Genomic DNA, 25322 nt, shown 5'->3' with positions numbered 1-25322 from the left:
TGGCCGCCGCAGCCTTGTCTCTATCGTATACCGGGTTCGCTGACAACTGCTGTCAGCGAAGTTCAACCGGGATCATTTTCGTAATGTTTGGCGATTTCGCAGGCCATTTCCCGGATCCGGCGCTTAAGTTCCAGCGGCTCCCGAATGCGAATGGCCGTGCCGAATGTGATCAGATACGCCGGAAGATACTTGTCCATCGTCGGGACATCGAGCAAAAAACGCGCCTCCCGATCGGTCCGTTCCGTCAAATAGTGGCGCATATGCCAGTGGCCGCAAACCGCGTTCAGCGTATCGGGTTCCCCCTCAATGCGGATGACCGTCAGCGGTCCGTCCGCCTCCCGCTCCTGCTCGGACTGGTCGCGGAAATAGGCGGACGCGGAGAAGTGCTCCGGCTTTTCGAACCGCGCTTCGGTCGGCTCGAGCCGCGCGATGCGGTCCACGCGGAACGTCCGCACCGCCCGCGACCGATGGCAGAACGCGACAGCGTACCATTCGTTGCGGTCGTAAGCGAGCCCGTACGGATCGACTTCACGTTCGCCCTCCTGCTCCGCATTCGCTTTGCGGTAGGCGATGCGGACCGTTCGTCCGTCCATCACCGCCTGCTCCAGATCCCTGAGCAACGCAACGACGGAAGGCGGGCGCGCCGGAGAGATCACATCCAAGCCGCTCGTCTGACGGGACAGATCGTTGCGCTGCTCTTCGTGCAACCCGTTCTCCACCTTCGCAAGCGCGCTTTCCAACTCCTCCGTGTACGGATAGCCGGCGCCTTGCGCAAATTTATACGCGTCTACAAGCGCCTTCAGCTCTATGGAGTTGAAGAACAACGGCGTTTCCTTGAAGCTTTCCAGAATGCGAATGCCGCCGTCATGGCCCGATTCCGCGACGACCGGCACGCCGCTGGCGCATAATGCGTCGATATACCGGTACACGGTGCGGACGCTGATCTCCAAACTGTCCGCGATCTGCGCGGCGGTGAGCTTCCTTCCGGAGCGCAGCATCCACAGCATGGACAGCATGTTATCCCATTTCGCCACCCTAGCCCTCCTCTTTTCCCCGTAAAAATGAAACTGATCAGAGTACTGCACAAATTCACATTTCAGAAAAGCACTTTTAGCCAGATACGCAGAGGCACCCGTTAGGGTGCCCAATGAGATGATTCTATTAGGGGTTATGCGCAATTTCAACCTCTTTTTTCTGTTCCGGCTTACGGGAACGTTTAAAGGCAGATGCAAGCAAGACCAAAAGGCCACAGGCGCCGATCCAAATTAAAGCGAATGTGGGATGATTCATGCGCAGGCCTTGCCCAAAGAAGAACAGCTCACGCAGCCCATCAATCATGAAACGCATCGGCAGCCATGATAGTATCCAATCCCGGTAAAACGAAGATAACAACTCGGGAGCGAAACTAAGGAGCGGCGCACCGATAAATAAGAACAATACAAAAATAATCATGCCTTTAAATCCAACCCAAGAGAAAACAGCAGCTATCATGAGAAAAAATACTAAATAAGCAATGGCCAAGAATAAAGCCGTATCCGTGAAATGAGGAATGTGCAACCCCCAACGCTCGGCGAACCAGGCGAGGCTAAATCCGCTCGCCAAAGCCAGGACCGCTCCCCATAAGACTTGGACTATATTCGCCCGAAGCCGTTCATTGCGATTCGCATAATTTGATTTATTTTTAACCAGCAAGAAAATCACGTTTCCGATCAGACTGGCCATCCACAAAGGTTGGAACATCAAAGCCGGTGAATTCCCGTTCGCACTATGCGTACCGACTGCATTCACACGGGTGACTTCGCTAACGATTGGCAAAGCCAATGCGGCGGCTTGTTTCGTTGAGATCGCAGCGCCTTGCCGCTCGAAAGCCGTTAATAGCTCAGTACGCATCTCCTCATTTATCCCACTAATCGCTTGATTTAGCATTTCCTCAGCCATACTCGATGCCGATGCATTCATGCCTTGGTTGACATAAATTCGCACCCGGGGTGCAGACGGATCCGGCGTCATCAGCGATGCCTGCTTCTCGCTAAAATCCCGGGGAATCACCAATGCAGCATAGTATTCTTGGTTATCAAGTCCTGCTTTTACTTCCTGTTCACTATCAACTTCGATCCATTTCATCGCCGGCTCTCCATCCGAATTCGCGAAGGTTGCCGACTGAATCTCAGACATAACCGTCTCGCCCATATTGACGTTTGAGGACGTCAAGCCTTGATCCTTATTCACAATGGCAATGGGCAGGCTATGAGGAACAGGATTGATGCTGGGAATGATGGCAAGGCTAAAAATGAAGACGGCAGCAATAACGATAAGGGGTAAGGCCACAATTAATCTATTTTTAAATAAGCCCATGCGTTTTCCTCTGTCTTTCCTTGCGATTCAGCTGCACCAGCCTCAAAATCTGCTGTTCGAATTTTTTCGTTTTTCCGCCGGCAGTATAGCCTCGATAACGTCCCAATGTTCGGCGATCTTCCCATCCTCCACGCGGAACAAATCGTAGAAAGCGGTAGGCTGACCATCGAAGAGACCTTCACTCACCGCAAGCACAAAATCGCCTTGTCCGATGACCTGATGGACATGGGTATACTGAAATTCAATATTTTTCTCCTTAAGGGCCTGCAATGCAGCATGAAGACCGGAAAGGCCATCCGCAATATGCGGACTATGCTGAATGTAGTTATCGCCATCAAAGTAGGAGGCGAGCAGGCTGGGGTTCTTCCCAAGCAAAATGTTCTCGACATAGCTTTTGACAAATGCTTTGTTGATATCCGTCTTGTCGATATCCTTAATCGCGACCGGCCCGTCAATCATCGTATGATGGCTTGGCGTCTTGTCCTCCATCTCTTGCAAGTTGTCCCAATGCTCGACGATTAGTCCATTCTCAAAACGGAAAATATCAAAGGCGATTTTAGGGCCGTGAAAATCATATACAGAATGAAGAGCCACATAATCTCCGTCGACTAAAGCGCGTTTAACGCTTACCTTTGTACCTATTTCCTTCAAATGATCAAGCGCGCCAAGCATGGCCCCGCGGCCATCGGGCAAGGCCTGGTTGTGCTGAATATATTTATCGGGATTTACGTAAGCCGTAATCGCCTCGGAATTGCCGCTCTCAAAACTTTCCAGCACAGCGATGGCCTTACGGACAAGCTCATTTTGATGGTTGAATGTCATTAGAATATCCTCCTTGAGTCTATAGTCATTTAGATAAATAATGAACACTATGTTGTTTATTTATCTGTTGCTCATTATAATGAAGGTTAATACAGCGCTCAATATTTAATATTTTTAATTTTGAAGGATAACAGACAATTCATAAGGCCTTTGTCGCTTAACGGTTAAAATTTAATGCTGGGGGAACGAAAAAGTGAACAAAAAAACCGATCTAAGAATACTGCGTACGAACAAATCGATTCGAAAGGCGTTTTATGAGCTTATTCAGGAAAAAGGATATGAAGCGATAACGATCCAGGATATTGCCGATCGGGCTATGATCAATCGAAACACTTTTTATCTCCACTATCAAAATAAACCTGATTTATTGGATACATGCATGAATGATCTGCTGAGCGAATTAAAAGATGTAGCCGTTCAATGTCCAATCAGCGCGAGTCCCTTCAGCACTTCCAAACTCGAGACAGTCATGCAAGCCGTGTTGGAACATATTTCGTGCAACACTTCTTTTTACTATGCCATGTTAGTTGATGAGAATAGAATCTATCCGTTTCGAACTAAAATGGAAAATATCATTAAGGATAAACTAAATGAGGGATGGAATCCCGTTCAGGGAAATTCCTCTTTAGCGATATCCAAAGAATTGCTGCTCGAATTCTTGGTATCGTCTTTCATGGGGGTGGTCATTTGGTGGCTTAAAAACGAGCAGCCTCTTCCCGCAAGCGAAGTTTCATCCCAGTTTAGCAGAATCGTTGCCTACGGGCATTGGAAAGCGGCCGGCATCGCCGTCGAGGAATAAAATGAGCCTTTTCCGACCAAACGACGAAGGGGACTTTTGCTGTCGGCAAGCAAAAGTCCCCCTTCAGGTCCGCATTTAACCCTGCGCCCCCATGCCGTTTTCCGAAACGGAAACAGGCTTCACGAGCGCTTTCTTCTCCCAGGCCCGGCTTCTCCAGCGAAGCAGCATGATGACCCCGCGCAGCCATTCGTCCACCACAAAAGCGATCCAGATGCCAAGCAGCCCCATCCCGAAATGAACGCCTAACGCATAAGCAAGCGGCACTGAGACGCCCCACATCGAGAGCACGCCCATCAAGACGGGAAACCGCGCATCCCCGGCGGCGCGCAGCGAATTGATGATGACCATATTGAAGGTCCGGCCGGGTTCGAGTACGATGGAAAGCAAAAAAATACTCGCTCCGGCGGCAATGATCTCGGGGTCCTTCGTGAACATGCCGATCAGCCCATGCCGGAATATCGCTGCCGCACTGACGATAGCTAAAGTTAATACAAAGCTGATCCGCACGCTTTTCATGAGCCGCTTGTAGGCTGCATTCATTTCCCCCGCACCGACCATTTGACCGACAATGATTTCCGTACCCGCTCCGATCGCCATCGCTAGCGCCATAAAATAGTTGGATACGTTCATGACGTAAACATGGGTGTTTAGCGCCGTAATGCCGATCATATTGACAAAGCTAATAATCATGAGGTACTGCGACTGCCAGGAAAGATGCTCACCCGCAGCCGGCAAACCAACGCTCAAAATCTGTTTCAAGTAGGAACCGTTCCAGGTAATATAGTCCCTTCCGCGAATCGGTGCAGGAACCCGCCGATACAAAATGATAAAAAGAACGACAATGCCGAGCAAACGGCTAACGACCGTTGATATAGCCGCCCCTGTCACACCCCACTCCGGAAAGCCCAGGTTCCCGAAAATGAGCAAATAATTTCCTGTTACATGAATGATATTGACGCCCAGCGTTACGAACATAACACTTTTGGTGTGTCCGCTCGAACGGATGACCGACGACACCGCGTAAGAGAGCGCCTCAATCCACATAAAACCGCCGATAATTTTTAAATAATGACTTGCGATTCCGATTTGTTCGGGATCCAACTTCAACAGATGCAGGAGAGGCTCCCCGTAAAAAACGAGAACCAAGCTGACGAGAATCCCGAAAACCAGGTTCATCGTAATGGCGAGCGCCGAAATGCGGCTTGCCTCTTTCTCCCGCCCGGCGCCGATATACTGGGAGACCGCAACGCTGGTGCCGATGCCAACAAAGCCGAACATCAGAATGCAGAAGTAGATAATTTCGTTGGCTAAGCCTACTGCCCCGGTCGCCTTATCGGAGATACGGCTTAACATAAACACATCCACCGTGCCCAGCAGCATCCGCAGTACGGAATCGACGAAAATGGGCCAAGTCACGGCAAAAAGACTAAGTTTTTTCCAGGATGGAATACGATCTGTTAGTGTCACGTTTTACAAGCTCCTACTGTATCTATTCTTTGCAACCTTCCCTAGTGTAGCGCCCGATAGGTCAATACGTCTATGGTTTATTTTATAATTTCATGACTATCTTTGTTCAACAATCGTTCCTTATCTCGCCTGATGATGGGAGAGAATTTACGGACCAAAATCATTTGGGCGATAGAATATTTATTGGCCATACCAGACGCAATCATTTTTGATGAAAATCAAAAAACGATCATTGGCTAACATTCTTGATTCCCATCGAACAGAAAAAGGAGAGATCGCGTTGCAGCTTTCAGATTCCACTTATTCCGAAATTACCGCTCTATGTAAACAAGGCGATGATTTAGTGAAGGCAGGCGATCTTGATGCGGGCAAGCAAAAATATATTGCCGCCCTCCGTTTATTGCCTGAAAACCATCGAGAAGTTGTATTATGAACAGGAAAACTTTGAAAAGGCGGCTGACGAGTTAACCCGGGCTTACATGGGCGCCGGTATGGAGATTTTTATGGAAGATGACCCAAAGTATCTTGAGTTTTTGGAGACAAATATAGAGATTTGAAATTAGAAAACCACGAATCCGCGTCAAAATCAGCCGCCGTTTGCTTGGAAAGGATCTGCACGATAGGCGGATTAAGACGCGATGCAGAACGAAACGGACTAGCGTAATGTCGAGCGCTAGTCCGTTTCTGTTTGTTCATTATTTTCCATTTTGAGCTGCTTTCGCTCGACATGGGCCGCTCCCCATTGATGTAAGGATTCTAAAATCGGAGACAGGCTCTTGCCGTATTCCGTGATGGAGTATTCCACTTTCGGCGGGATTTGCGGATAAATGACTCGTTTAACGATCTCTTCCTCCTCCAATTCGCGCAGATGGAGCGTAAGCATCCTTTGAGTGATATCAGGCAGCAATCTTCTTAGCTCATTGAACCGCAAAGGTTTACCTTGAAGCAAATGATAAAGGATCATCGGCTTCCATTTGCCGACGATCGAATCCAGCGCCGCAACGAATTGACATTGGACAGGGTTCTTTTGCATACGTCCGCCTCCCTTACAGTACCTTTTTTAATACTATACCACATTATTGTGCGTACTTCTCAAATAAAAAATATATTATATGATTAACCCTAGAAAGTGTATTTAATATAATTACAGAAGGGAAGTTTTGATTCATGGCAACAGTACTGTACATCACCGCACATCCCCTGGATTCCCAATCATCTTTTAGTCTCGCGGTAGGGGAAGAATTTATAGAAGCATATCGTCAAGCAAATCCAGCCGACGAAGTAATTCATTTGAATCTGTACCAAGAGAATATTCCGCAAATCGATGCCGATGTCTTACATGGTTGGGGAAAAATTCGGTCAGGTTCCTCTTTCGATCAACTGTCTGATGCGGAGAAATCAAAGGTAGCCCGTCATGAGGCGATTGTTGATCAATTCGTGGCTGCTGATAAGTACGTGTATGTTTCCCCTATGTGGAATTTCTCGATCCCGCCGGTTTTGAAAGCATACACGGATGCGACTTCAGTTGCGGGCAAGACTTTCAGATATACAAAAAATGGTCCTGTAGGTCTGCTGTCCGGCAAGAAAGCCTTACACATTCAAGCTAGCGGTTCCGTTTATTCGGAAGGTCCGCTTGCTCCGGTTGAAATGGGATACAGCTATCTTAAGAAGATTCTGCATTTCTATGGGATTCAATCGATTGAGGCGATTTTTGTTGAAGGAACGGCATCGTCAGAGCAAGCTCCGGCTATTAAAGAAAAAGCAATCGCACATGCTAAGGAAGTTGCCAAACGTTTCTAACAGGGGCCGAAGGAAAGAATAAAGCGTGACGGCGTGCTTTGATGGCTCTAACTTTACTTTGGAGCGATTGGGGGGATGGGTTCCCATTCCCTCTTCCGTTCTTTGAGTAACCTTCCCCTTCTTTCATGAACAGTAGCACCCGAGTACCTCGGCCCTTTCAATCAGTAGTCTGCATCCAGCGGACGTTCCTCTAACGGATACCAGCGGCCTTATCCGTCCATTTCCCGGGTATTTCCCAGCCTAACGGACACACATGTCTCTATTCCGCTCTAAACCAGTTCATCCAGGAAGATTTGAGGAAAATAAGAGCATCTGTGTCCGTTACATTTTGCAAACCTCCGATTTTCCTCAAATAACGGCTCCGGTGTCCCTTAGCCCCCGGTTTCCTCTTCTCCACACTAAACACTTTGTAAAGATTCAAAAGGTCCCGGGCGCCGGCTCTGATAATCGCTTACCAGCCGCTGCATTTTTTCCACCGTGCCGTCTTGATGGGGGACATGGATGGAAACCGTCAGGTTTGAATTGTCCAAATACTGAAACGAAACAAGATCAAAATTCAAGGTCCCGAGATTCGGACACTGCAGCGCCTTGGGTGCATCGATGGCATCGAGAACCTCATGGGAGTCCCAAAATTCCCGAAATTCGCTGCTGGCTTGGCACAGCGCCTCGAACTGCTCAGACCACCAAGGGTCGTCAACGTGCCGTGCATACTCGGCGTGAAATTTTGCGGCAATCCGCCGCGCATGCAGTTCCCATTGGTCCCCCTTGATGTAGCGGAAGCGGGGCGATGTAAACGTCATCCAGACAAAATTCCGCTCCCTTTCAGACATATCCGCGAGCTCCCCGTTCAACGCGCAATAGGCAGCATTCCAGGCAATAATGTTCATTCGCGCATCCATGACATTCGACGGGGATAAGTTTTGGCCATCCAAAAAACGTTGAAGCGCAGGTACTACCTCAGGGGGTTTCTCTATTTCGATCAAGGGGAACTGCTTGCGGGCAAGGTGAAACAAGTGCCTGCGTTCCGACTCACCCAACTGAAGCGCTCCTGCTATTCGATCGAGGACCTCGGCGGATACGTTGATATGACGCCCTTGTTCCAGGTAGGTATACCAATCCAATCCCACATCCGCCAACAGAGCGACCTCGCTGCGGCGAAGCCCGGGTGTGCGTCTGCGGCCGGACTCCGGCAATCCTGCTAGCTTGGGGGTCATTCGTTCCCGGCGCGTGCGCAAAAAACGGGACAATTCCTCGTAACGATCCAATCCGTTCGACATGATCTCCATGCCTCCTATCCATTGATGAACGTAGGAGTTCCAATCCTACGATAACCAGATCTCTTCCTAGCCTCGTCAGGTCCATATACACTAGTCTATGTTCTGCTTAGGGAGAATACAAGAATGGATGAAGCAGCAATGATCGGTCCAACCTGTTCATTTCCATTCGAATCATAATCATTGAGGTGATAAAAATGAAAGTGGCTGCAGCCGATGCGGTGTTATGGGTCACCCCGGAGTATAATTCGACCATTCCCGGCGTAATGGCAAATGCGATTGATTGGTTATCCCGCGTAGATCGAGTCATGATCGGGAAGCCCTCATGGATCGTAGGATCCTCGATGGGATTGTTGGGATCGGTAAAAGCACAAGGGCATCTGCGCGACATTCTGTTCGCGTCCGGCATTTCCTCACCGCTTTTGCCCGGAAATGAAGTATACATCGGCCTGGTTCATGAAAAGATCAATGATCAGGGCGAACTGACGGACGAACCTACCATAAAGCACCTTGATCTCGTAGCCGAAAATTTCGTGAAATGGATGGAGACACCATCCAGATTGAAGCAGCTGCAAAGCGAAATATAATCAGGAACCTTGGAGGAAAAAAAAGATGTTCGAGCATATTGTACTATTGAAACTCAAGTCCAATGTTTCCATTGACCAGCAGGAGGATGCGGTGAAGCGCGTGCATGCCTTTAGGGGGAATATCCCGGGTATTGTCGATCTAAGCGCCGGGGTTAACGTTACGGGGGAAACAGAGCACATGCAGGGCTTTACGCTGGGGATCAGAGTCACTTTTGAGAATCAGCAAGCTTGCCGGGATTATATTCAGCATCCCCTGCATCAAAATTTTTTGCAATCCATTGGCCCATTTGCCGAAGGGATCGTAGTCATGGACTACCCGATTGCTTAGCGCATCTGCACTCAAGGAATCCGCAAAAAAGTTTCACCCTACTTACGATATGGTTTACCGCGCTGCCTGTAACGGCAACTCTTGCCGGACCGAATAGTTGCTTCTCACGCAAGTAACCCTCGCTCTCCAGGTCGAGGGTTCGACCGCGTTGCGTTAGGATGCCGAAATAACCATTCATTTTCCTTGCGTTACCTTTGACTAAGAATAACCCCGGGGCAAACCGGCTCATCATCTTTAAGCCTCTTCCGCTTAGGTTTTGGTGGAAGAGGCTTACGTTCACCGTTTATTCTACAAGAAACTTAAACCAGAGTAGAACCGCCATCCACGACAACGATCTGACCGGTGGAATATTTCTCGCGTATTAAGTAGAGAAACGCCTCGGCACCGTCCTCCGGTTCGCCGATTCGCCCAACCGGCAGTGATTTCCCGGCATTTTCATACATCGCGTTCCGGTGTTCTTCAGGAACGCCGTCCCATAGCTCGGTACGCATTATGCCGAAGCAAACGGCGTTGACGCGAAGCGGACTCAGTTCGACGGCCAACGCCCGGGTGAGCGACTCGACAGCGCCGCATATGCTGGCTGCAACAGTAAGCCCCTTCTGCGGACGAACTCCGGCAACGCCCGATGTCAACGTGATTGAACCGCCCTGTCTGATGTTTCGGCTGCCGTATTTGGCCGCCATAAACGCTCCCCAGTATCGCACGTTAAACAATTGGCGCGCTGTATCGACGTCGGTGGCGTCAAGACTTTCGACCATCAATGGGTCGCCGGCAGTAAAGACCAAGTGATCGAATTCCCCGATTTTGCTGAAAAATTGACGAACCTGTTCCTGTACTTTGGAAGGGGAACAAATCATCCGTCTTCCCGAAGCGGGGCTGCTGACTTTCCGTTACCATACGTTTACAATCTCTGATAGCAGCGCTTTTGCAATGAGGGTGTTCACGCCACTTGAAAACTCGGGGACCGACGAACGGTTGGAAGAATTGCTAAAATAAGTTCATGATCCTAAACAACATTTTTTGTTGCCGCAGCTTCCTACATCAAGGTCCTTTCCCTCGAAAGGCCACTCGTAGAAGAAGTGCCGAGCAATGCAAAAACCGCCCGAATCCTGACCGCGTTAGGCGTTTGGACTAGGGCGGTTTTCATTTTGCGGTTACATTCTACTTCTCCTGCTCCTTGATCACCTGCTCAATCCCCAGCAGAATCAGCTTCAAGCCAAACTCGAACGCCCTGTCGGTCCCCATCAGCTTGAACAGCCCGCTTTTGAACATCCTCCGGAACAGTCCCGCTTCCGTCTCACTCATAGAGTCCAGAAGGCGGATCATCTCCTCGCCCGGAAGCGCTTCTGCTCCATGCTCCTTAATAATCCCCGAGACATTGCGCTGATGTTCATAAGCGTCCAGAACGAAGAAGTATACATAGTTGACAAACGTAGTAATGACTTGCATTTTCTGCTCTTGCTCAAGTGGTGTCGATTCTACGCAGAACATCATCCGGTTGGTAAACCGGATGATGTCCGGTTCATGGGGGAGCGTCATCATCATGAGCTGCGTGGAGCAGGGATACCGGCTGAGCACGCTTCGTACCGTTCCCGCAAGCTCTGTCAACTGCTCCTTCCAGTCTCCCTCGGAGTGAAACTCCTCCAAAATGATTTTCGATACCTGATTGGCCAGACGCTGATAGAGATTCTGCTTGCTCTTGAAGTACCAGTACAGAGAGGGAGCCTGAATCCCCAGCCGGTCGGCCAGCCGTCTCATGCTGAATTTCTCGATCCCCACCTCCCCCAGAAGCTTCCAAGAAGCTTCCAAAATCTTATCCTCCGAAATCTGAGGCTGCTGCTTTTTCATCGTTATCCGCCCTTTTATCTAACAGTGTAAGTTTATGCTTTACAGGTCTATAGGTTCATGATATCATCTAACACTGTAAGGTTCAAACTAACACTGTTAGACCAGAACGAAATATCTCAAAGAAAGTGGTGACTCGCATGGATGCAGAAAACCTTCATTATTTTGAAAAAGCACCAATCGCTAAAGCCGTAGCTCACTTCGCTGTACCTATGATGCTAGGTACGTCAATGAGTGTCATCTATTCCATCTTGAATGCCTATTTCCTTGGTACGCTGGGCAATACTGCCGTATTAACCGCACTCGCACTTACCTTGCCTTTATTCGCGATCATCATGGCGCTGGGCAACTTGATTGGCATGGGCAGCGGTACCTTCATCTCCCGTTTGCTGGGTGAGAAAAAATATGATGATGTAAAGCATGTGTCTTCATTCGCCTTTTACAGCAGTTTAGTTCTCGGTCTTATCTTAATTGCCGTTGGCCTCCCGTTGATCGACCCAATTGTCCATGGCCTGGGGGCAACGCCTGACTCCTTTGGCTTCACGAAGGACTATGTCACAATTATGCTTATGGGTTCACCATTCGTCGTATTGTTCTTCACGCTGGAGAATATTGTTCGTTCGGAGGGTGCGGCTGTCACGTCGATGATCGGTATGATGGTGAGTGTTGTCGTGAATATTATTCTTGATGCGCTGGCCATCTTTGTTTTCCATTGGGGCATCATCGGCGTTGCGTCCGCTACGGTCATTTCTAACCTGGTCGCAAGTGCATTCTACGCCTTCCATATGGGATATAAGAGCCAATTTTTAACTGCGTCCATAAAATGGTTCAAGGCTACCAAGGACATTCTAAGCAATGTATTCAAAATCGGAGTTCCCGTCTTTATTATGAGTATCTTTTTGGGTGCAATGTCGCTAATTTTTAACCATTTTCTTGTCGAATATGGAGATCAAGCTGTAGCGGCTTACGGAATTTCATCGCGTTTGTTGCAGTTTCCCGAGTTTATTCTAATGGGCTTATGCGAGGGAGTCGTGCCGCTCATTGCCTTCTCTTTTACAGCAAATAAATTACGTATGAAGCACACCATTGGATTTACGATCAAAACGATTACAACATTAGCCGTCTTGTTCGGCGTCATCGTCTATCTGATTTCCGGCCACTTAATTGGTTTATTTACAAATGACCCGCAATTAATTGAAATGGGCAGCTACATTCTGCATGTGACGTTCTTATCCTTGTTCATTACAGGAATGACCACGTTGTTTACGGGGATCTTCCAAGCTACAGCGCAAGGAACCGCCGCGTTCATTATGTCCGTTATTCAGGGAATTGTTCTGATTCCTGTGCTGTTTATTGCCAATCAAATGAACGGATTCCACGGGGTGGTCTGGTCGCTCGTCATTGCGGATGCGGCTGCGTTCCTTGTTGGAGCCATCATGCTGTATGCGCTGCGGAATAAATTGCAGCCGAATTTGGAAAGTTTAGTACAGTAGAAAAAGCATATAGCACGCAAGAAGGCAGGATAAGGGTTCTCCCCGTTCCTGCCTTCTTTATATATGGTGAAGCCGAAAACTTCGCTGTCACTGACGGTCTTCCATTTCTTCTGCAGAATAAACCTCCAATTCGCCGTCTGGTGCATGCTTGCCGCAAGAAACCCCAGGTAAATTTTGACAATTAAAGTGAGGGAGTGGCAGATTCTATTTATACTAAAATTCTTTGATTTGGGTGGGCCCATGAGAAAAAAATTACAAATTTACATATCGTCTACTTACTACGATCTTATTGAGGAAAGACATACCGCTGTTGAAGCCATACTTCAAGCCGGTCATATCCCTGCTTGAATCGAGCAGTCTTTCAAGGAAAGTCCAATGAAAATTAGGAAGAGATGGATCGACGAATCCGATGTATATATCCTGTTTCTCGGAGGATTCTATGGTTTAACGCTTCCTGATGATGAATTCAAGAGCTATACGCAGTGGGAATACGAGTATGCCGGAGAAGCGGGCAAACCCAGATTTGCTTTTGTTGTCACGGATGAAGCATTAAGACACAAGCCATACGACTTCACAGCAATTGAATACTATCAGGAGTTTCAAGAGTTTAAGCAATCGGTCATGGAACAAGTCCCTTTTTATTATGTTGAAGATGTACGGCACATTAAAATGGTACTTCGTGACCAATTGCCGGTGTATGCAGCAAGAGACGATTTGTATGGCTGGGTTTCGGGCAAGGATATTCCGGACCTTCAACAGCTATTGGATCGAAAAGCTGCCCGGATCAAAGGGCTGGCGACGCGAACCGAAGTTTTGCGTTTCGCCCAGGCTCGTTCGATATTCGGCATTCGGATGTATTCGGAAGCAGTCCGAACATTATTGAAGTTCCCCCTCTCGGCGTTTAGGGAACACCCGGTCTACCTGGAAGACGGGATAATCCTGGCCTTCGACACATGGGAAATGGCGGAAGGCATTCTAGGCGGCAGCGAAAGACCTGTCGGGCATCGGATGGAGAGCGCCTTCCAGTTAGACAGCCGCGAAGCGCTGGACGAATTGTACCGTCAATTGGCGGCTAAGGGCTATACCGGATATCTTGCACCGCAGGATACGCCTTGGGGAGAGGGCTATGCGATCGTCAAGGATCCCGACGGCAATCTTTGCCAGTCAAGTCGGAAACCGATCGCGGCAAGAAACGCGGAAGGGCGTTGAAAGCTTGAGGACAGGGAAGTGGGGTGGACGGTAGATCAACACACTCGCTGTCCGGAGACTTTGCATGATTATCCCGTTTGATCAGGTAGCAGAGAAACAGACGAGCTCGGGAGAAAAATATTTGTGGGGAAGCAAATAGGTTCGAGATAATTTAGACGAGCTTAGGAGATGAAATCAGGTTTAGGGGAGGTGAAACAGACCGACAAGAGATCAAGACAGTAGATCAAGGACAAGACGCGAAACGAAAGACCCGTGATTTTGCTGTAGCCTGAATCCTTCCATCTGCAGCAACGCCCGTACTGTTCATGCTAATCCCACCCATTAAATTGATCTGCAACAAGTAACCCCTACCGTTCAAGCGTCACGATCAGGCCGCAGCCGCAAGGGGCTGGTTCGGTTGGCGCGCGATCAGCCGGCGGTAAGGGATCGCCGGAATCGCCACACACATTTGCAGCAACTTCTGCCGCATCGTTTCTTCCGCTTTGGGCAGTCCTCCGGGCAGGCGCAACCGGCGGCGTCCGGTGTACTCGTTCAGGTACGCCTGCAGATGTTTCAGTCCCAAGGCTCCATACGTACTCTTCAGCGATTCCCACGCCTCTCTCACCACTTTCCGCAAGGGCGCATACAGCCGAAAGGCCTGAGGGAACAACTGCACCACCGATGTACGGGCATCCACGTGCCCGTTGATGAACGCAGCGAGTTCGTGACGGTTTGCCCTTTTTTCACCTCCCCGCTTATGCGGAACCAGGCGGATTTTGACCTGCTCCGGCTCGCCCGACTCCGTGACCGTGCAGCCGGCTACGACCGCCGAGGCGTACGGATGCGAAAGCTGACACCGGGACGGATTACGTCCATACTGATCGCTGTTCACCTTCACGTCTCCGGAGAGCAGCTCCCGGGCATCGAACTCCCCCACGGCATGGCGTATTTTGTGCAGCATCGACCAGGCGGTCTTATAGGTGACCCGGATCACCTGGCGCAGCCGCAACGCCGAGATGCCGTCCTCCAGCAGGAACAAATCCAGAGCTTCGAACCACTTGAGCAAGGACACCTTGGCTCCTTCAAAAATCGTGCCGACCAAAGGCGACGTTTGATGCTTGCACTTTCCGCACTCGAACAAGGGGATATGCCGAGAAGTCAGGCGGCTGCACCGGGTGTACGCGCAGCGCGGGCAGACGAAGCCGCTTGGCCACTTCATCGCGATTAGCGCTTCCATGCAGTCCTGCTCACTGTTAAAACGGCTGCTGAATGATTGAAGTTCCGTTCCCGTATTGACTTCCATATCCACTCGCCCCCGAATCAAGAATATACGAACATAGGTTCCATTTATTTCATCATACCAAACACACGTTCTCTTATCAAGCCAAAAATCTCACCTGAACCGCCTCATTTTTTCCTCAGCTTTTTTGTTTTTTTCTTCTCTCTTTTTTTGAATCCTTGCTCTAACCCCCATCCCCTGTTCCCTGAGCGAAAGGAATAATCGTGCAAAGGCAAGCAGCAGGCAGGAACACCCAGATCGAACCCTTCAGGCAACCCCTTTAGACAGCCCCCTCACCTGGCGTCGATATATGACACTGCTCGAAACGGCCGCGGTGCAAAAGGTAGATACACCGCCCCCGCCGGATCGTGACGCCTCATGGATTGCTGCTTTACCCAGCTACTTCAAAGCTTGTCTACCGACTTTTTGCTGCGAATGTTGAGTTATAATTTACACGAGTTTGAAATGATGCGGTTAATAAAATTTTTCCCTACTCATCCTTTAAACGCCGTTGATACAAAACGACGGATACAATCGTCAATACAACCGTCCAGGCCAAAATAATGAGGAAGGGTTTTAATAAATCTCCCGTCGTAAAGCCTATATTTCGTATATTTAGCAAATACACAAGTTGAACGCTTGGTGCATACTCCAGTACTTTGAAGATCGGAAAATCATCCGCTAGTAACACTCCCCATGGTGCCCCAGTGAATACGAGGCCCACAGGCATTATAGATAACGTTGCGTCAAGCAATGTCTTGGAGTATAAACCACATATCGTCCCGACTGCGGTGTATAGAATAATCGAAAAAATGATTGCTGCCACAATCACCCTATACTAGCTGGCTCATAGCCCAATATAAGCAGGCTTGTGCTAAACTCGTTAGAATCACAAACGAAATATTTAGGAGAAAACCGATTGCTCCAGGCAAGGACGGGCCGGCACTTCGAAAAAGAAATGCGAAGAGAATGGGAAAAATCAGAATAATGGAGATCGCATAATTACGTGAAAATTCTTTGTAATCCTTCACAAATATTGCCCCGGCACGTTTTAATGAGATACTCATAGTAACTCACTTCCTGTCATTTTAATAAAGATATCACCTAGACTTGGCTCTTTCGTTTCTAATCGCTTAATGAACCCTCGTTTCATCCAACCGGCGATTTGATCGGCCGTCTCCTCATCGATCGGGAGCTCGTAGGTTTCCCCATTGATTAAGTCAACACAAACTACGTTTTCCCGATGCTGTTTTTTTAGTTCCTTTGGGGAGCCGATAGCTTGGATTTGCCCTTGATACAATATCGCTACACGGTTACATAGCAATTCCGCCTCAGCCATATCATGCGTAGTTAAAAAAATCGTTGTCCCTTTATCATTTAAATAGCGTAAGCCCTTGTAAATATGCGCTGAGTTTACTGGATCTAAAGCCGAAGTAGGCTCATCCAAAAATAATAATTCCGGCTCATGGATCACCGCGCATGCCAACATGACACGCTGACGCACCCCTTTCGATAAGCGATTGACTTTCTTTTTGCGTTCTCCGCTTAGGTTTACAAACTGCAGTACCTTATCGATCGAAGCTTTAGGAAGATCATATAACTTACGATACAGCTCCAGATTTTCCTCAATCGTTAATCTCTCATATAGACCGCTGTTGTCCGTCAAAATGCCAAAGCGCATCTTCTGTGCAGACTGCTGCATCATCTCCGCCGGCTGGTTAAATGCACTGGCCTGTCCGCTTGTCGGATTTAACTGCGACGTTAAAATCTTGATTAATGTCGCCTGAATGGTACCCTGGAACGCTTGATGGATTCGATATTGCCCCGGAAATGGCATACGCTTACGAAATGTTTACTTCGCAAACATTTTAAATGTTAAGAAGTGCTTTTAATTCATGCAATTTTGAACGAGATAACGGAACCACGGCATCTTTACCCGTATTTAATCGCAAGCTGCAGCTATTTTTCGTCCATGTAATAATCTCTCTTACTTTTTGCAAGTTAACGATGTAGGATCGATGACACCTAAAAAATCCGAAATTCAACAATCTCTGCTCGAGCTGGGTTAGCGTCAAAGCACAGACATAATGTTCTCCACCCACATGAACTAGGATCGAACCATCCAAACTTTCTATGTAATCGACTTCAGGCGGATCAAATAAAATCACTTTGTCATTTCTTTTCGTATAAATCTTCTGCAAGGTGATATTGGCCCGATCTTGTTCCGGTACTTCCTGCTTATCCTCTTCCGAGTCCCGAATATCCAGTGGATGAAATCCGGATTCGTTCAATCGATAAATGGCATCACAGGAAATCATGGCATCCTCTAAATTCGAAGTTAAAATTAGAAGCTGCTTCTCTTTCGAAAGGTCATCCAAAATCCGTTTAAAATGACGACGATCTTCTTCTTCCAAGTAAAAATAGGGTTCCTCCAATACTAAGGTAGACTGATACGCAAAAAAGGCACGCAGCAAGGTCACATACATCCTTTTTGAGGGGCTTAGATCCTTGATTTTTACCTTTCGTTCTTCTTGTAAAGCAAAATAATCCATTAACAAAGCGGCACGCTCATTCCGCTCCGTTACTTTGATTAGAAAAGTGATCAGCTCTTCCACCGTTAAACGCATATACATAATGTTGGGATACTTTTTTGTCATAGATATCAGAGCGGCCGGTAGTATGAACTGCTAGACGGTTCTTTACCGCTAGCGCAACTAAACTCTACGTAACCGACTTGATTTTATGAATAGATGTGGTAGACTTCAGCTAAAAAAGGATTTTGGGACCTTTTTCATTTCTAGCAGAGGGGAAAACATGAGCGATAACAAACCGGATTTGTATGAGCAATATGTTCGTCTTGTATGGTTGGAACGTAGGCACCAGTTACAAAAGCTTAAAGAAATGGGCCCCATGGCTAATCCCCATCAGGGCCAGGGGCGAGTTCTGGCCCTATTAAAGTTGAAACCGGAAATGACCCAGAAAGAGCTCTCAGCTATTCTGGATATTCGTTCTCAGTCACTTGGTGAATTACTCGCCAAGCTTGAACGAAGTGGATATATCACCCGTACACCTTCCAAAGCAGATCGTAGGGTTATGGAGATACGACTGACGGAAGCTGGCAGAATTGCCGCCAAGCAAAATGAAGAGCAGTCGGATAGTGAAATCATTTTCGGATGTTTGAATGAAACGGAACAGGCTGCGCTAAGTGGTTATTTCACCCGTATTATCGAAGAACTGGAGAAGGAATTTGGAGATGACGATTCCGATCTCGGGTCAAGAGATCTTCGCGGCAGTAAGCAGAGACGATAGTGGTATCCCCAATAAGGATAACAAACCCGATATTTCAAACGACAAATAAAAAATGCTATTGACATATTGAGAAGGTACCTTTATTATCCATTTATGAAGGTACCTTTTTTTAAAATCAAATACTAAGGTACCTTCTTGTTTGATTCGATTATTCTAAAAGGAGCTGTTAGCCAATGAACAAGGAAAAAGTCACTTGCATTACCAACGCGCGAATTTTTGACGGCGAGAATGTCCTCGACAAGCAGTCCGTTACAATCCAAGGAGAGAAAATTATCAATGTTGGAGGTCCGGTTCCCGACGGATCTGAAGTTATTGACGCGAAAGGCTGTACGTTGTTGCCGGGGCTAATCGACGCTCACTCCCATCCCAGTATGGAATCTTTGAAGCTCTCCTTGACCTTCGGTGTTACCACCACGTACCAGATGCAGGGATATTTTTCTGAAGAGCAGAAGAAAGAGATAAACGAGCGAAGAGATTTGACGGATTGTCTAAAATCCTTCCTTGCAATTACAGCGCCGGACGGTCACCCGCTTGAACTTTTGCCTCCTGAAGTTGCTGCCCAGATGAAAGCTAAGGCCGCGTCTGTGGGGACGGCTTTAAACAAATACGCCTCAACGCCTGAAGAGGCAACTAGACTTGTGGCGGAACGCGTAACGCAAGGAGCAGACTATATAAAAATTATGATCGAAGAAGGTACGGTGTTCGGTAAACCTGGTACCCCCGACGTCACGGATGAAGTCATTGCAGCTGCTTGTTCGGAAGCACACCGTTTTGGCAAAATGGCTGTAGCCCACACTATGACGATAAAAGCCACTGAACGTGCAATCAGCGGAGGAATTGACGGGTTGATGCACATCTTCATAGACCAGCCGCATACCCAAGAAATCATTGATACGATTGTAAATTCAGGTGTGTTCGTATGCCCCACGATTGTTGCCGGCGCTTCCACGATAGGCGATAGCGATGCCCCTGAGTTTGCCACGGACGAACGTGTACGCTCTAAATTAAGCGAAAAGTGGCATAATGCACTTTATAAGCACATCGCCACTTATCCAGAGGGTAAGACGGAATATCTTTTGGAGACCGTGAAGGCTCTCCACGATGCTGGGGTCGATATTTTGGCTGGCAGCGATCCCTCGCAGCCGACGGTTGGCGGGATGGTTCATGGAGCTAGTTTGCACCATGAACTGCAACTGCTGGTCAAAGCCGGATTGACACCGATTGAGGCATTGAGAGCAGCCACCTCTGTTCCCGCACGCCGCTTTGGGATTTATGATCGCGGCCGCATCGTAAACGGGGCTCGTGCCGACCTGTTGTTGGTAAAAGGAGATCCAACGTCGAATATCTCTGACACATTATCCATTGAAGCCATCTGGCGTCAGGGCACCCGTCTGGCCGCGAATGAATGAGAAGGAGCAAAAGCCATGAACCATACATTTATTGACATTCACCACCATGTCATAGGAAAAAACAATCCCAATGCCGCTTTGCTGCCTCCATGGAGTATGGAAATTGATGAAGAGGCCATGATACGGATGGGGTTAACCGGAGCTTTACTTTCCCTGCCTGTATCCGCAAGCCCTGAGGTTACCCGGCAGATAAATAACTTGCTGGCTCAGTGTGCTGCATATAATTCAACAAAGTATGGAATGCTGGCATGTCTGCCTACTGAATTTGTCGATGAAGCGTTAAAAGAAATCGACTACGCGTACGAAACACTGAAGGTTGACGGATTCTGTCTTCCCAGCAATACCAAAGGAATTTACATTGGTGATGACCGCATGGACGAGATTCTCGCGGAATTAAACAGACGGTCGGCCGTTGTACTCCTTCATCCCACAAAACCTGCGGGAGCGAATGAGTCTCTGTTTGTAAAAGATATGTCTATCTACGAATTTCCTTTTGATACAACACGCTCCATGATGGATCTAATTTACAGAGGAAAAGTTCTCAAGTATCCCAATATCAAATGGATCGTTTCTCATGCGGGAGGAACCATTCCCTATATCGCGTACCGTTTGAGCACTGTTGCACAGGAAAACAAAGCAAGCAGTCTCTCCAGCGAAGAAGTACTATCATCTTTAAAAAGCTTGTACTATGATGTGGCGCTCTCAACCTCGCCTAGTGTATTTACGACATTGAAAGAATTGGTGGGGGCATCGCATATCCTGTTCGGAACGGATTATCCTTTGCGTTTCGAAAACGGAGTTACGGAAAGTATTGAACAGTTGAGCAGCTATTTGGGATTTGATGAAGGCGAGAAAACCAAGCTTATGTCTGGTACGGCAAAAGAACTTTTCCCTCGTTTTCGTTGAATGAGCAGCAGAACTAAGGGAAAATACGCTAATTCTAGAAAGATTAGAAGTAGCGTATTTTGCTTTTCCAGTCATGTATTCTCTTGCTTTAATGCGTCAATAATATTTTCCTTTCTTACTTTCGCGCCGGAATAAACAATCGCAGAACCGGCAATGACAAATACGGCGACAATGACAGACAGAATGCTCATCCAAGGGAGGGTGAACCCGTAGCTGAATTTGTTCGCAAATGCTCTATAGATCAGATACATCGCGGCGAAACTAACGGGAAGCCCGAACAATAGCGACTTGACCCCGTAAAAAATACTTTCATAGTTCAGCATTTTCGCAAAGCCTTTTGGCGTCATGCCTACGGATTTCAGCATCGCAAATTCTCGTTTGCGAAGCGACCACCCCGTCGAGATCGTATTAAAAATGTTCGCAATGGAAATCGCAGAGATTAATACGATAAAACCGTAAGAAAAGACGGACATCAAGAGAATCTGCCGTTCTTCGCTTTTTCTGGATTGATACACATTGTAGACATTCAGATTGGTCTCCTCCATCTCTTCAATTTCCTGCTGCGTTCTCATCGGTTCCGTGCTTTGCAAATGGAGGTACGTCGAAGTGTTAGCTTGGTCCTCGTCGCCTGTCAGCCGATTCAGGACGCGTTCCGACACGATCATATTTAACCCGCCTACGCCTATCGGGTTCATTCCCATCGGGGCTTGATCCGTCAATGCGGCAACAATCACTTTGTTTGCCTTCGTTTCTTCCCCATTCTCTTTATAAAAGTTCGTTAGCTCGATACTTTGACCGGCCTTCGTATACACGGCCTTCGTCTGCACATATTTCCCCGTGCCCATATCTTTGTAATGAATCGTATCCATCACGATCGCGGCGGGATGATCCGGATCCGTAAGCTGCTCGTAGTCTGCGCCAACCGCTTTGGCATAGGCTTGCAGACTCGAATCGTTTAAGGCAAGAATCTTAATATCGTAGGGGTATTTCCCGTCTTGCAGCAGACTCTTATCCTTCTTAATACGCTCTTGCAATTCGTCGGCGATGATCGCCGCATCGACCCAAGCGTTCCCATACAACTCGTGAATCACGTTGTATTTCGTGACGCCATCCAGGGATACAATCGATCGCAGCAACCGGTCATCTATTCTTTTTCCATCGCTGTACGATACTTCAATATCGTAATTGACGCCTTCCCGCGACAGTTCCAGGGATTGTGTCATGCCGGCCGTAAAAAACGATACCGTCAAAAACAAAACGATGCTGATGACAAGCGAAAAAAGAATAGCATGGTATCTCCGTTTGTTCCTTTTTAGGTTTTTCAGCCCGATTTCCGCTTCAATCCCGAGGAGCTTGCGGATGTACTTCGACGTTTTCACAGCTTTGGCTGTAAGCTTTATGTCGGCAGCTTGGCGAATCGCGTCCATAGCAGAAACCTTGGATGCTTTCAGCGCCGGGAGATACGCCGAAACGAAAATCGTCAGCATCGAAACAAGACAAGCCATCAAGAGCGATAACGGCGTGACGATGAGCCTCAGCTTTTCACTGGTCCCTAATGCCTCTTCAATCATCGCGTTCATGAACCAAAAGGTGATCCCGATCCCCGCAAGACCGCATAGGATGCCAATGGGAATGCTGATCAAGCCAATGACGGCACCTTCAAAAAGCACTGAATTTCGCTTCTGCCTTTTCGTAGCGCCCACGCTCGCGAGCATCCCTAAATGGCGCGAACGTTCCGAGACGGAGATCGCAAAAGCGTTATAGATGAGCGAAACCGAGCCGATCATAATCACCGCCATAAGGATCGCCGATAAGGAGAACATCATGCTGTACGAGGCTTTGCTTTTGGACAAGCCGTAATAATGAAGCAAATCGTTATTATATTGGACGGTTTCAATTTGGTTTTGCTTAGCCAAATCCTCCGCATGAGCGAACAAGGACGGATTAACGCGCTGCAAGACCACCGACGCATCGACTTGATCGTTTACCCCGATCATATGATCATCGACATAGCTAATGATCGTATAACCCGGGGCCCACGCCGTTTCCCATGCGGGACGCTTGATGAATCCTACCACCGTATAATTCCTTTTCTTGATATGCTGCAACGTTTCGGTCAATGTGCCGTCTTCCCTGCGCAGCGATTCGGTCTGATCCAGGGGATGATCGCCCCCTTGTTCGAATCGTTCGCCGACGCGAAGGGTTAAACGATCGCCGATTTCGTACTTCACTTTGGCGTTCGTGGCAACGGGCTCGGAGATCACAACTTCCTTGTCCGTACGGGGAAGACGCCCCTTGCTTAGTTCAACCTGGAATTGTGCGAACCCTTGCGCATCATATTCCTTGATGAACAAATACGGCTTATTGGGATTTTGTCCTCCTTCTAATGGGGCATAGCCAAGGTCTCTTGAGATCGCCACGGTTTTGGCTCTGTCATCGCCCTGTATCGCCGCCAGCTGTTCTTTGGTTACATCTTGATATTGGACATGCCACTCCCCTGTATCGGCAATGGTCTGCCTAATCATTAAATCCGAAAATGAGCAAACAAGCGTAGCGACAGCGGTCACCATGGCAACCGAAATGATGACGCCGACGATGGTTACAAGCGTTCGTCTCTTGTTCTGCTTCAGATGCCGGATGGTTAACGTATTGACAATATTCATCGCCTGATCACCTCGTCTTTGGCGATCCTCCCGTCTTCAATCGAAATGATCCTGTCGGCTTGCAAGGCGATCCGTTCGTCGTGCGTGATCACGATCAGCGTCTGATGATAGGTCTTATTCAGCATTTTTAATAAGTCGATGATCTCGCTGCTATTCTTGCTGTCCAGATTTCCGGTCGGTTCGTCGGCCAGCATGATCGCAGGATTGCCGATGAGCGCTCGGCCGATCGAGACCCGCTGCTGTTGTCCGCCGGATAGCTGATTCGGCAGGTGGTTTAATCGATGCTGCAAATTCAACGTATTCACAAGGCCAGCTAATTGCTTTTGATCTACTTTTTGTTGATCCAGCAAGAGCGGCAGCGTAATATTCTCTTCCACCGTCAGGACGGGTATCAGGTTGAAAAACTGGTAGATCAGGCCAATTTGCCTGCGCCTGAAGATGGCCAGCTGCGTTTCGTTCAAGGCATACATGTCCGTATCCTGAACATAAACTTTCCCGCCAGTCGGCCGATCCACCCCGCCCAGCATATGAAGGAGCGTCGATTTCCCCGATCCGGACGGGCCGATAATCGCGACAAATTCGCCTTTTTCGACCGAAAAGGAAACATCGTCAAGCGCCCTCACCGCCGATTCGCCTGTGCCGTATACTTTAGACAGATGCTCAATTTTTAAAATTTCCATGGCCATACCTCCTAAAAGTTTTGTGAGCGTTGCTTCTTGAATCGACTTCGTACAAAACTCACTTCGGAAGCATGGGCTCCCCTTGATGCTCATTCCAGATATATACCATCTCTCTAAATCCAAAATCCCATAGAGTTTCATTCCCCTCAATGGTTACAGTAAGCTCATTTGCCTGGGGGAGGAAAATTTTGTTCATTTCCGGCTCATGACGTTGATCTTTTGCGGATACGGAGAGGAACTCATGTCCATCAACGGTAAGCTTGATGCTGCCCTGGAAATCTTTGTGATCGGGAATTCCATAATTAAAGAAAAGATACAACTCCTCCTTATGACCTAACGTATACGTGTACGTTTCCTTCTTTTTACCTGCGAAGCTGTATACATTATATTGGGGTTCCACGTCCTGACCGCCAATCTTAAGACTGGACGGTTGGGTTCCCGTTAATGTGTTCCCGGCACTATCCTTCAATTCGTTTATTGCCATAAAGGGGCCCATTTCTTTGGTAAACACTTGCTCAAGCATCCCGAAGCCCCCCCACACTCCGAGCATCAAGACAACACTGGAAATACCCGTAGCGGCAATATTTCTCCAGTTGTTTTTTGTACGAAAGCCAAGTTTGTATGCCCCGAATCCGACGGCTGCACCCGAAGAGTTCTGTATGACGTCGTTAATATCAAAGCTGCCGAGGAACGTTAGCGCCTGAATCGTCTCCACCACGAGAATGGACAGGATGAACAAAGTCATGAAGCGGACAAAGTTGGTCCGATATAACAACGGAATCAATATGCCAAAAGGGATGAAGGCGGCGATGTTCCCGAAATCCACAAAATCCATCAGCGCAGGATGCAGAAGATCGGATAGACCTGGCAGCCTAAAAAAAGTGTCCGGTAAAAAAATAAAGGTGTACTCAGTGGTTTGATCTGTCTTACCTGCTCTACCGAAGGCGAAAAACAAAAAATAAAGAATCAAAAGGGTATAGAATATAGTGATTGCCAGAATAATCTTACGCTGTTGCTTCAAATGCATGGTCTTACCTCCATCGTTCATCTGATGAATATCATTTTAACTGTCTAAAATGACTTTCCCGTGACGATGGAGGTGACAATTCAGTCACTTA

General features: G+C 48.0%; 22 protein-coding genes and 3 pseudogenes. 11 read left to right on the top strand and 14 right to left on the bottom strand.

Features of this window, described 5'->3' with window-relative positions; all coding sequences use genetic code 11:
- Nucleotides 1–62: 62 nt before the first annotated feature.
- From NYE74_RS04115 to NYE74_RS04105, 3 genes are all read right to left on the bottom strand, one after another.
- Nucleotides 63–1034, bottom strand: coding sequence for a helix-turn-helix transcriptional regulator (locus NYE74_RS04115; protein ID WP_124332298.1), 972 nt, complete (start codon nucleotides 1032–1034; stop codon nucleotides 63–65).
- 127 nt (nucleotides 1035–1161) lie between these two features.
- Nucleotides 1162–2355: a YhgE/Pip domain-containing protein gene (locus tag NYE74_RS04110; RefSeq protein ID WP_155619226.1), complete on the bottom strand. Its 1194-nt coding sequence runs from the start codon at nucleotides 2353–2355 to the stop codon at nucleotides 1162–1164.
- Nucleotides 2356–2397: 42 nt separating this feature from the next.
- Nucleotides 2398–3177, bottom strand: coding sequence for a nuclear transport factor 2 family protein (locus NYE74_RS04105; RefSeq protein WP_155619225.1), 780 nt, complete (start codon nucleotides 3175–3177; stop codon nucleotides 2398–2400).
- Between the two features lie 193 nt (nucleotides 3178–3370).
- Here NYE74_RS04105 and NYE74_RS04100 point away from each other — a divergent pair, with 193 nt between their 5' ends.
- The gene (locus tag NYE74_RS04100) at nucleotides 3371–3976 is read left to right on the top strand and encodes a TetR/AcrR family transcriptional regulator (RefSeq protein ID WP_213510143.1); all 606 of its coding nucleotides are present in this window, start codon (nucleotides 3371–3373) and stop codon (nucleotides 3974–3976) included.
- A gap of 75 nt (nucleotides 3977–4051) precedes the next feature.
- On the opposite strand, the gene NYE74_RS04095 is transcribed toward NYE74_RS04100, so the two are convergent.
- Nucleotides 4052–5443, bottom strand: a complete 1392-nt coding sequence (locus NYE74_RS04095) for an MATE family efflux transporter (protein WP_124332294.1) — start codon at nucleotides 5441–5443, stop codon at nucleotides 4052–4054.
- 280 nt (nucleotides 5444–5723) lie between these two features.
- On the opposite strand from NYE74_RS04095, the pseudogene NYE74_RS04090 reads away from it, so the two are divergent.
- Nucleotides 5724–6000 (top strand): annotated as a pseudogene (locus NYE74_RS04090) (hypothetical protein).
- Nucleotides 6001–6116: 116 nt separating this feature from the next.
- On the opposite strand, the gene NYE74_RS04085 reads toward NYE74_RS04090, so the two are convergent.
- A complete protein-coding gene (locus NYE74_RS04085; RefSeq protein ID WP_124332293.1) occupies nucleotides 6117–6476 on the bottom strand; it encodes a winged helix-turn-helix transcriptional regulator in 360 nt (119 codons plus the stop codon).
- A 134-nt stretch (nucleotides 6477–6610) separates the two neighbouring features.
- On the opposite strand from NYE74_RS04085, the gene NYE74_RS04080 reads away from it, so the two are divergent.
- Nucleotides 6611–7243, top strand: a complete 633-nt coding sequence (locus tag NYE74_RS04080; protein WP_124332292.1) for an FMN-dependent NADH-azoreductase — start codon at nucleotides 6611–6613, stop codon at nucleotides 7241–7243.
- A 398-nt stretch (nucleotides 7244–7641) separates the two neighbouring features.
- Here NYE74_RS04080 and NYE74_RS04075 read toward each other — a convergent pair whose 3' ends face one another.
- Nucleotides 7642–8520, bottom strand: a complete 879-nt coding sequence (locus NYE74_RS04075) for a helix-turn-helix transcriptional regulator (protein ID WP_124332291.1) — start codon at nucleotides 8518–8520, stop codon at nucleotides 7642–7644.
- A 191-nt stretch (nucleotides 8521–8711) separates the two neighbouring features.
- On the opposite strand from NYE74_RS04075, the pseudogene NYE74_RS04070 reads away from it, so the two are divergent.
- Together NYE74_RS04070 and NYE74_RS04065 are read left to right on the top strand one after the other, a co-directional pair.
- A pseudogene (locus NYE74_RS04070) lies at nucleotides 8712–9104 on the top strand (NADPH-dependent FMN reductase); the annotation flags it as partial.
- A 25-nt stretch (nucleotides 9105–9129) separates the two neighbouring features.
- Nucleotides 9130–9432, top strand: a complete 303-nt coding sequence (locus NYE74_RS04065; protein WP_124332289.1) for a Dabb family protein — start codon at nucleotides 9130–9132, stop codon at nucleotides 9430–9432.
- A gap of 299 nt (nucleotides 9433–9731) precedes the next feature.
- On the opposite strand, the gene NYE74_RS04060 is transcribed toward NYE74_RS04065, so the two are convergent.
- Together NYE74_RS04060 and NYE74_RS04055 are read right to left on the bottom strand one after the other, a co-directional pair.
- Complete coding sequence (locus NYE74_RS04060) at nucleotides 9732–10289, bottom strand: SDR family oxidoreductase (protein WP_124332288.1); 558 nt, start codon at nucleotides 10287–10289, stop codon at nucleotides 9732–9734.
- Between the two features lie 304 nt (nucleotides 10290–10593).
- On the bottom strand, nucleotides 10594–11280 hold the full coding sequence (locus NYE74_RS04055; RefSeq protein WP_124332287.1) for a TetR/AcrR family transcriptional regulator: 687 nt from the start codon (nucleotides 11278–11280) through the stop codon (nucleotides 10594–10596).
- A gap of 137 nt (nucleotides 11281–11417) precedes the next feature.
- On the opposite strand from NYE74_RS04055, the gene NYE74_RS04050 reads away from it, so the two are divergent.
- From NYE74_RS04050 to NYE74_RS04040, 3 genes and pseudogenes are all read left to right on the top strand, one after another.
- Nucleotides 11418–12770 (top strand): MATE family efflux transporter, encoded by a 1353-nt coding sequence (locus NYE74_RS04050; protein ID WP_036618392.1) that lies wholly within the window; start codon nucleotides 11418–11420, stop codon nucleotides 12768–12770.
- 240 nt (nucleotides 12771–13010) lie between these two features.
- Nucleotides 13011–13547, top strand: a pseudogene (locus NYE74_RS04045) (DUF4062 domain-containing protein); the annotation flags it as partial.
- A 75-nt stretch (nucleotides 13548–13622) separates the two neighbouring features.
- Entirely contained in the window at nucleotides 13623–13979 is a 357-nt protein-coding gene (locus tag NYE74_RS04040) for a VOC family protein (protein WP_306308142.1), read from the top strand.
- A gap of 367 nt (nucleotides 13980–14346) precedes the next feature.
- Here NYE74_RS04040 and NYE74_RS04035 read toward each other — a convergent pair whose 3' ends face one another.
- The 3 genes from NYE74_RS04035 to NYE74_RS04025 form a co-directional block, all read right to left on the bottom strand.
- Nucleotides 14347–15261, bottom strand: coding sequence for a transposase (locus tag NYE74_RS04035; RefSeq protein ID WP_051985163.1), 915 nt, complete (start codon nucleotides 15259–15261; stop codon nucleotides 14347–14349).
- 1039 nt (nucleotides 15262–16300) lie between these two features.
- The gene (locus NYE74_RS04030; RefSeq protein WP_082207610.1) at nucleotides 16301–17074 is read right to left on the bottom strand and encodes an ABC transporter ATP-binding protein; all 774 of its coding nucleotides are present in this window, start codon (nucleotides 17072–17074) and stop codon (nucleotides 16301–16303) included.
- Nucleotides 17075–17105: 31 nt separating this feature from the next.
- Complete coding sequence (locus NYE74_RS04025; protein ID WP_227872794.1) at nucleotides 17106–17852, bottom strand: LytTR family transcriptional regulator DNA-binding domain-containing protein; 747 nt, start codon at nucleotides 17850–17852, stop codon at nucleotides 17106–17108.
- 199 nt (nucleotides 17853–18051) lie between these two features.
- Here NYE74_RS04025 and NYE74_RS04020 point away from each other — a divergent pair, with 199 nt between their 5' ends.
- The 3 genes from NYE74_RS04020 (at nucleotide 18052) to NYE74_RS04010 (ending at nucleotide 20861) form a co-directional block, all read left to right on the top strand.
- The gene (locus tag NYE74_RS04020; protein WP_051985162.1) at nucleotides 18052–18546 is read left to right on the top strand and encodes a MarR family winged helix-turn-helix transcriptional regulator; all 495 of its coding nucleotides are present in this window, start codon (nucleotides 18052–18054) and stop codon (nucleotides 18544–18546) included.
- 173 nt (nucleotides 18547–18719) lie between these two features.
- Nucleotides 18720–19955: an amidohydrolase family protein gene (locus tag NYE74_RS04015; protein WP_036618386.1), complete on the top strand. Its 1236-nt coding sequence runs from the start codon at nucleotides 18720–18722 to the stop codon at nucleotides 19953–19955.
- 15 nt (nucleotides 19956–19970) lie between these two features.
- On the top strand, nucleotides 19971–20861 hold the full coding sequence (locus NYE74_RS04010) for an amidohydrolase family protein (protein WP_036618384.1): 891 nt from the start codon (nucleotides 19971–19973) through the stop codon (nucleotides 20859–20861).
- A gap of 71 nt (nucleotides 20862–20932) precedes the next feature.
- On the opposite strand, the gene NYE74_RS04005 is transcribed toward NYE74_RS04010, so the two are convergent.
- Genes NYE74_RS04005 through NYE74_RS03995 form a run of 3 tightly spaced genes read right to left on the bottom strand, consistent with a single transcriptional unit; the run spans nucleotide 20933 to nucleotide 25231 of the window.
- Nucleotides 20933–23524 carry an ABC transporter permease gene (locus tag NYE74_RS04005; protein WP_124332284.1) on the bottom strand — a complete coding sequence of 864 codons (2592 nt, stop codon included), beginning with the start codon at nucleotides 23522–23524 and terminating at the stop codon, nucleotides 20933–20935.
- Complete coding sequence (locus NYE74_RS04000) at nucleotides 23521–24204, bottom strand: ABC transporter ATP-binding protein (protein WP_036618380.1); 684 nt, start codon at nucleotides 24202–24204, stop codon at nucleotides 23521–23523. Before NYE74_RS04000 ends, NYE74_RS04005 begins: the two co-directional genes overlap by 4 nt.
- 58 nt (nucleotides 24205–24262) lie before the next feature.
- Nucleotides 24263–25231 carry a VanZ family protein gene (locus tag NYE74_RS03995; RefSeq protein ID WP_316560582.1) on the bottom strand — a complete coding sequence of 323 codons (969 nt, stop codon included), beginning with the start codon at nucleotides 25229–25231 and terminating at the stop codon, nucleotides 24263–24265.
- Nucleotides 25232–25322: the final 91 nt, after the last annotated feature.

This window comes from Paenibacillus sp. FSL P4-0127 (assembly GCF_038007325.1).
GTDB classification, from domain to species: Bacteria; Bacillota; Bacilli; order Paenibacillales; family Paenibacillaceae; genus Fontibacillus; species Fontibacillus macerans.
This window is presented reverse-complemented; position numbering and strand designations above follow the sequence as displayed.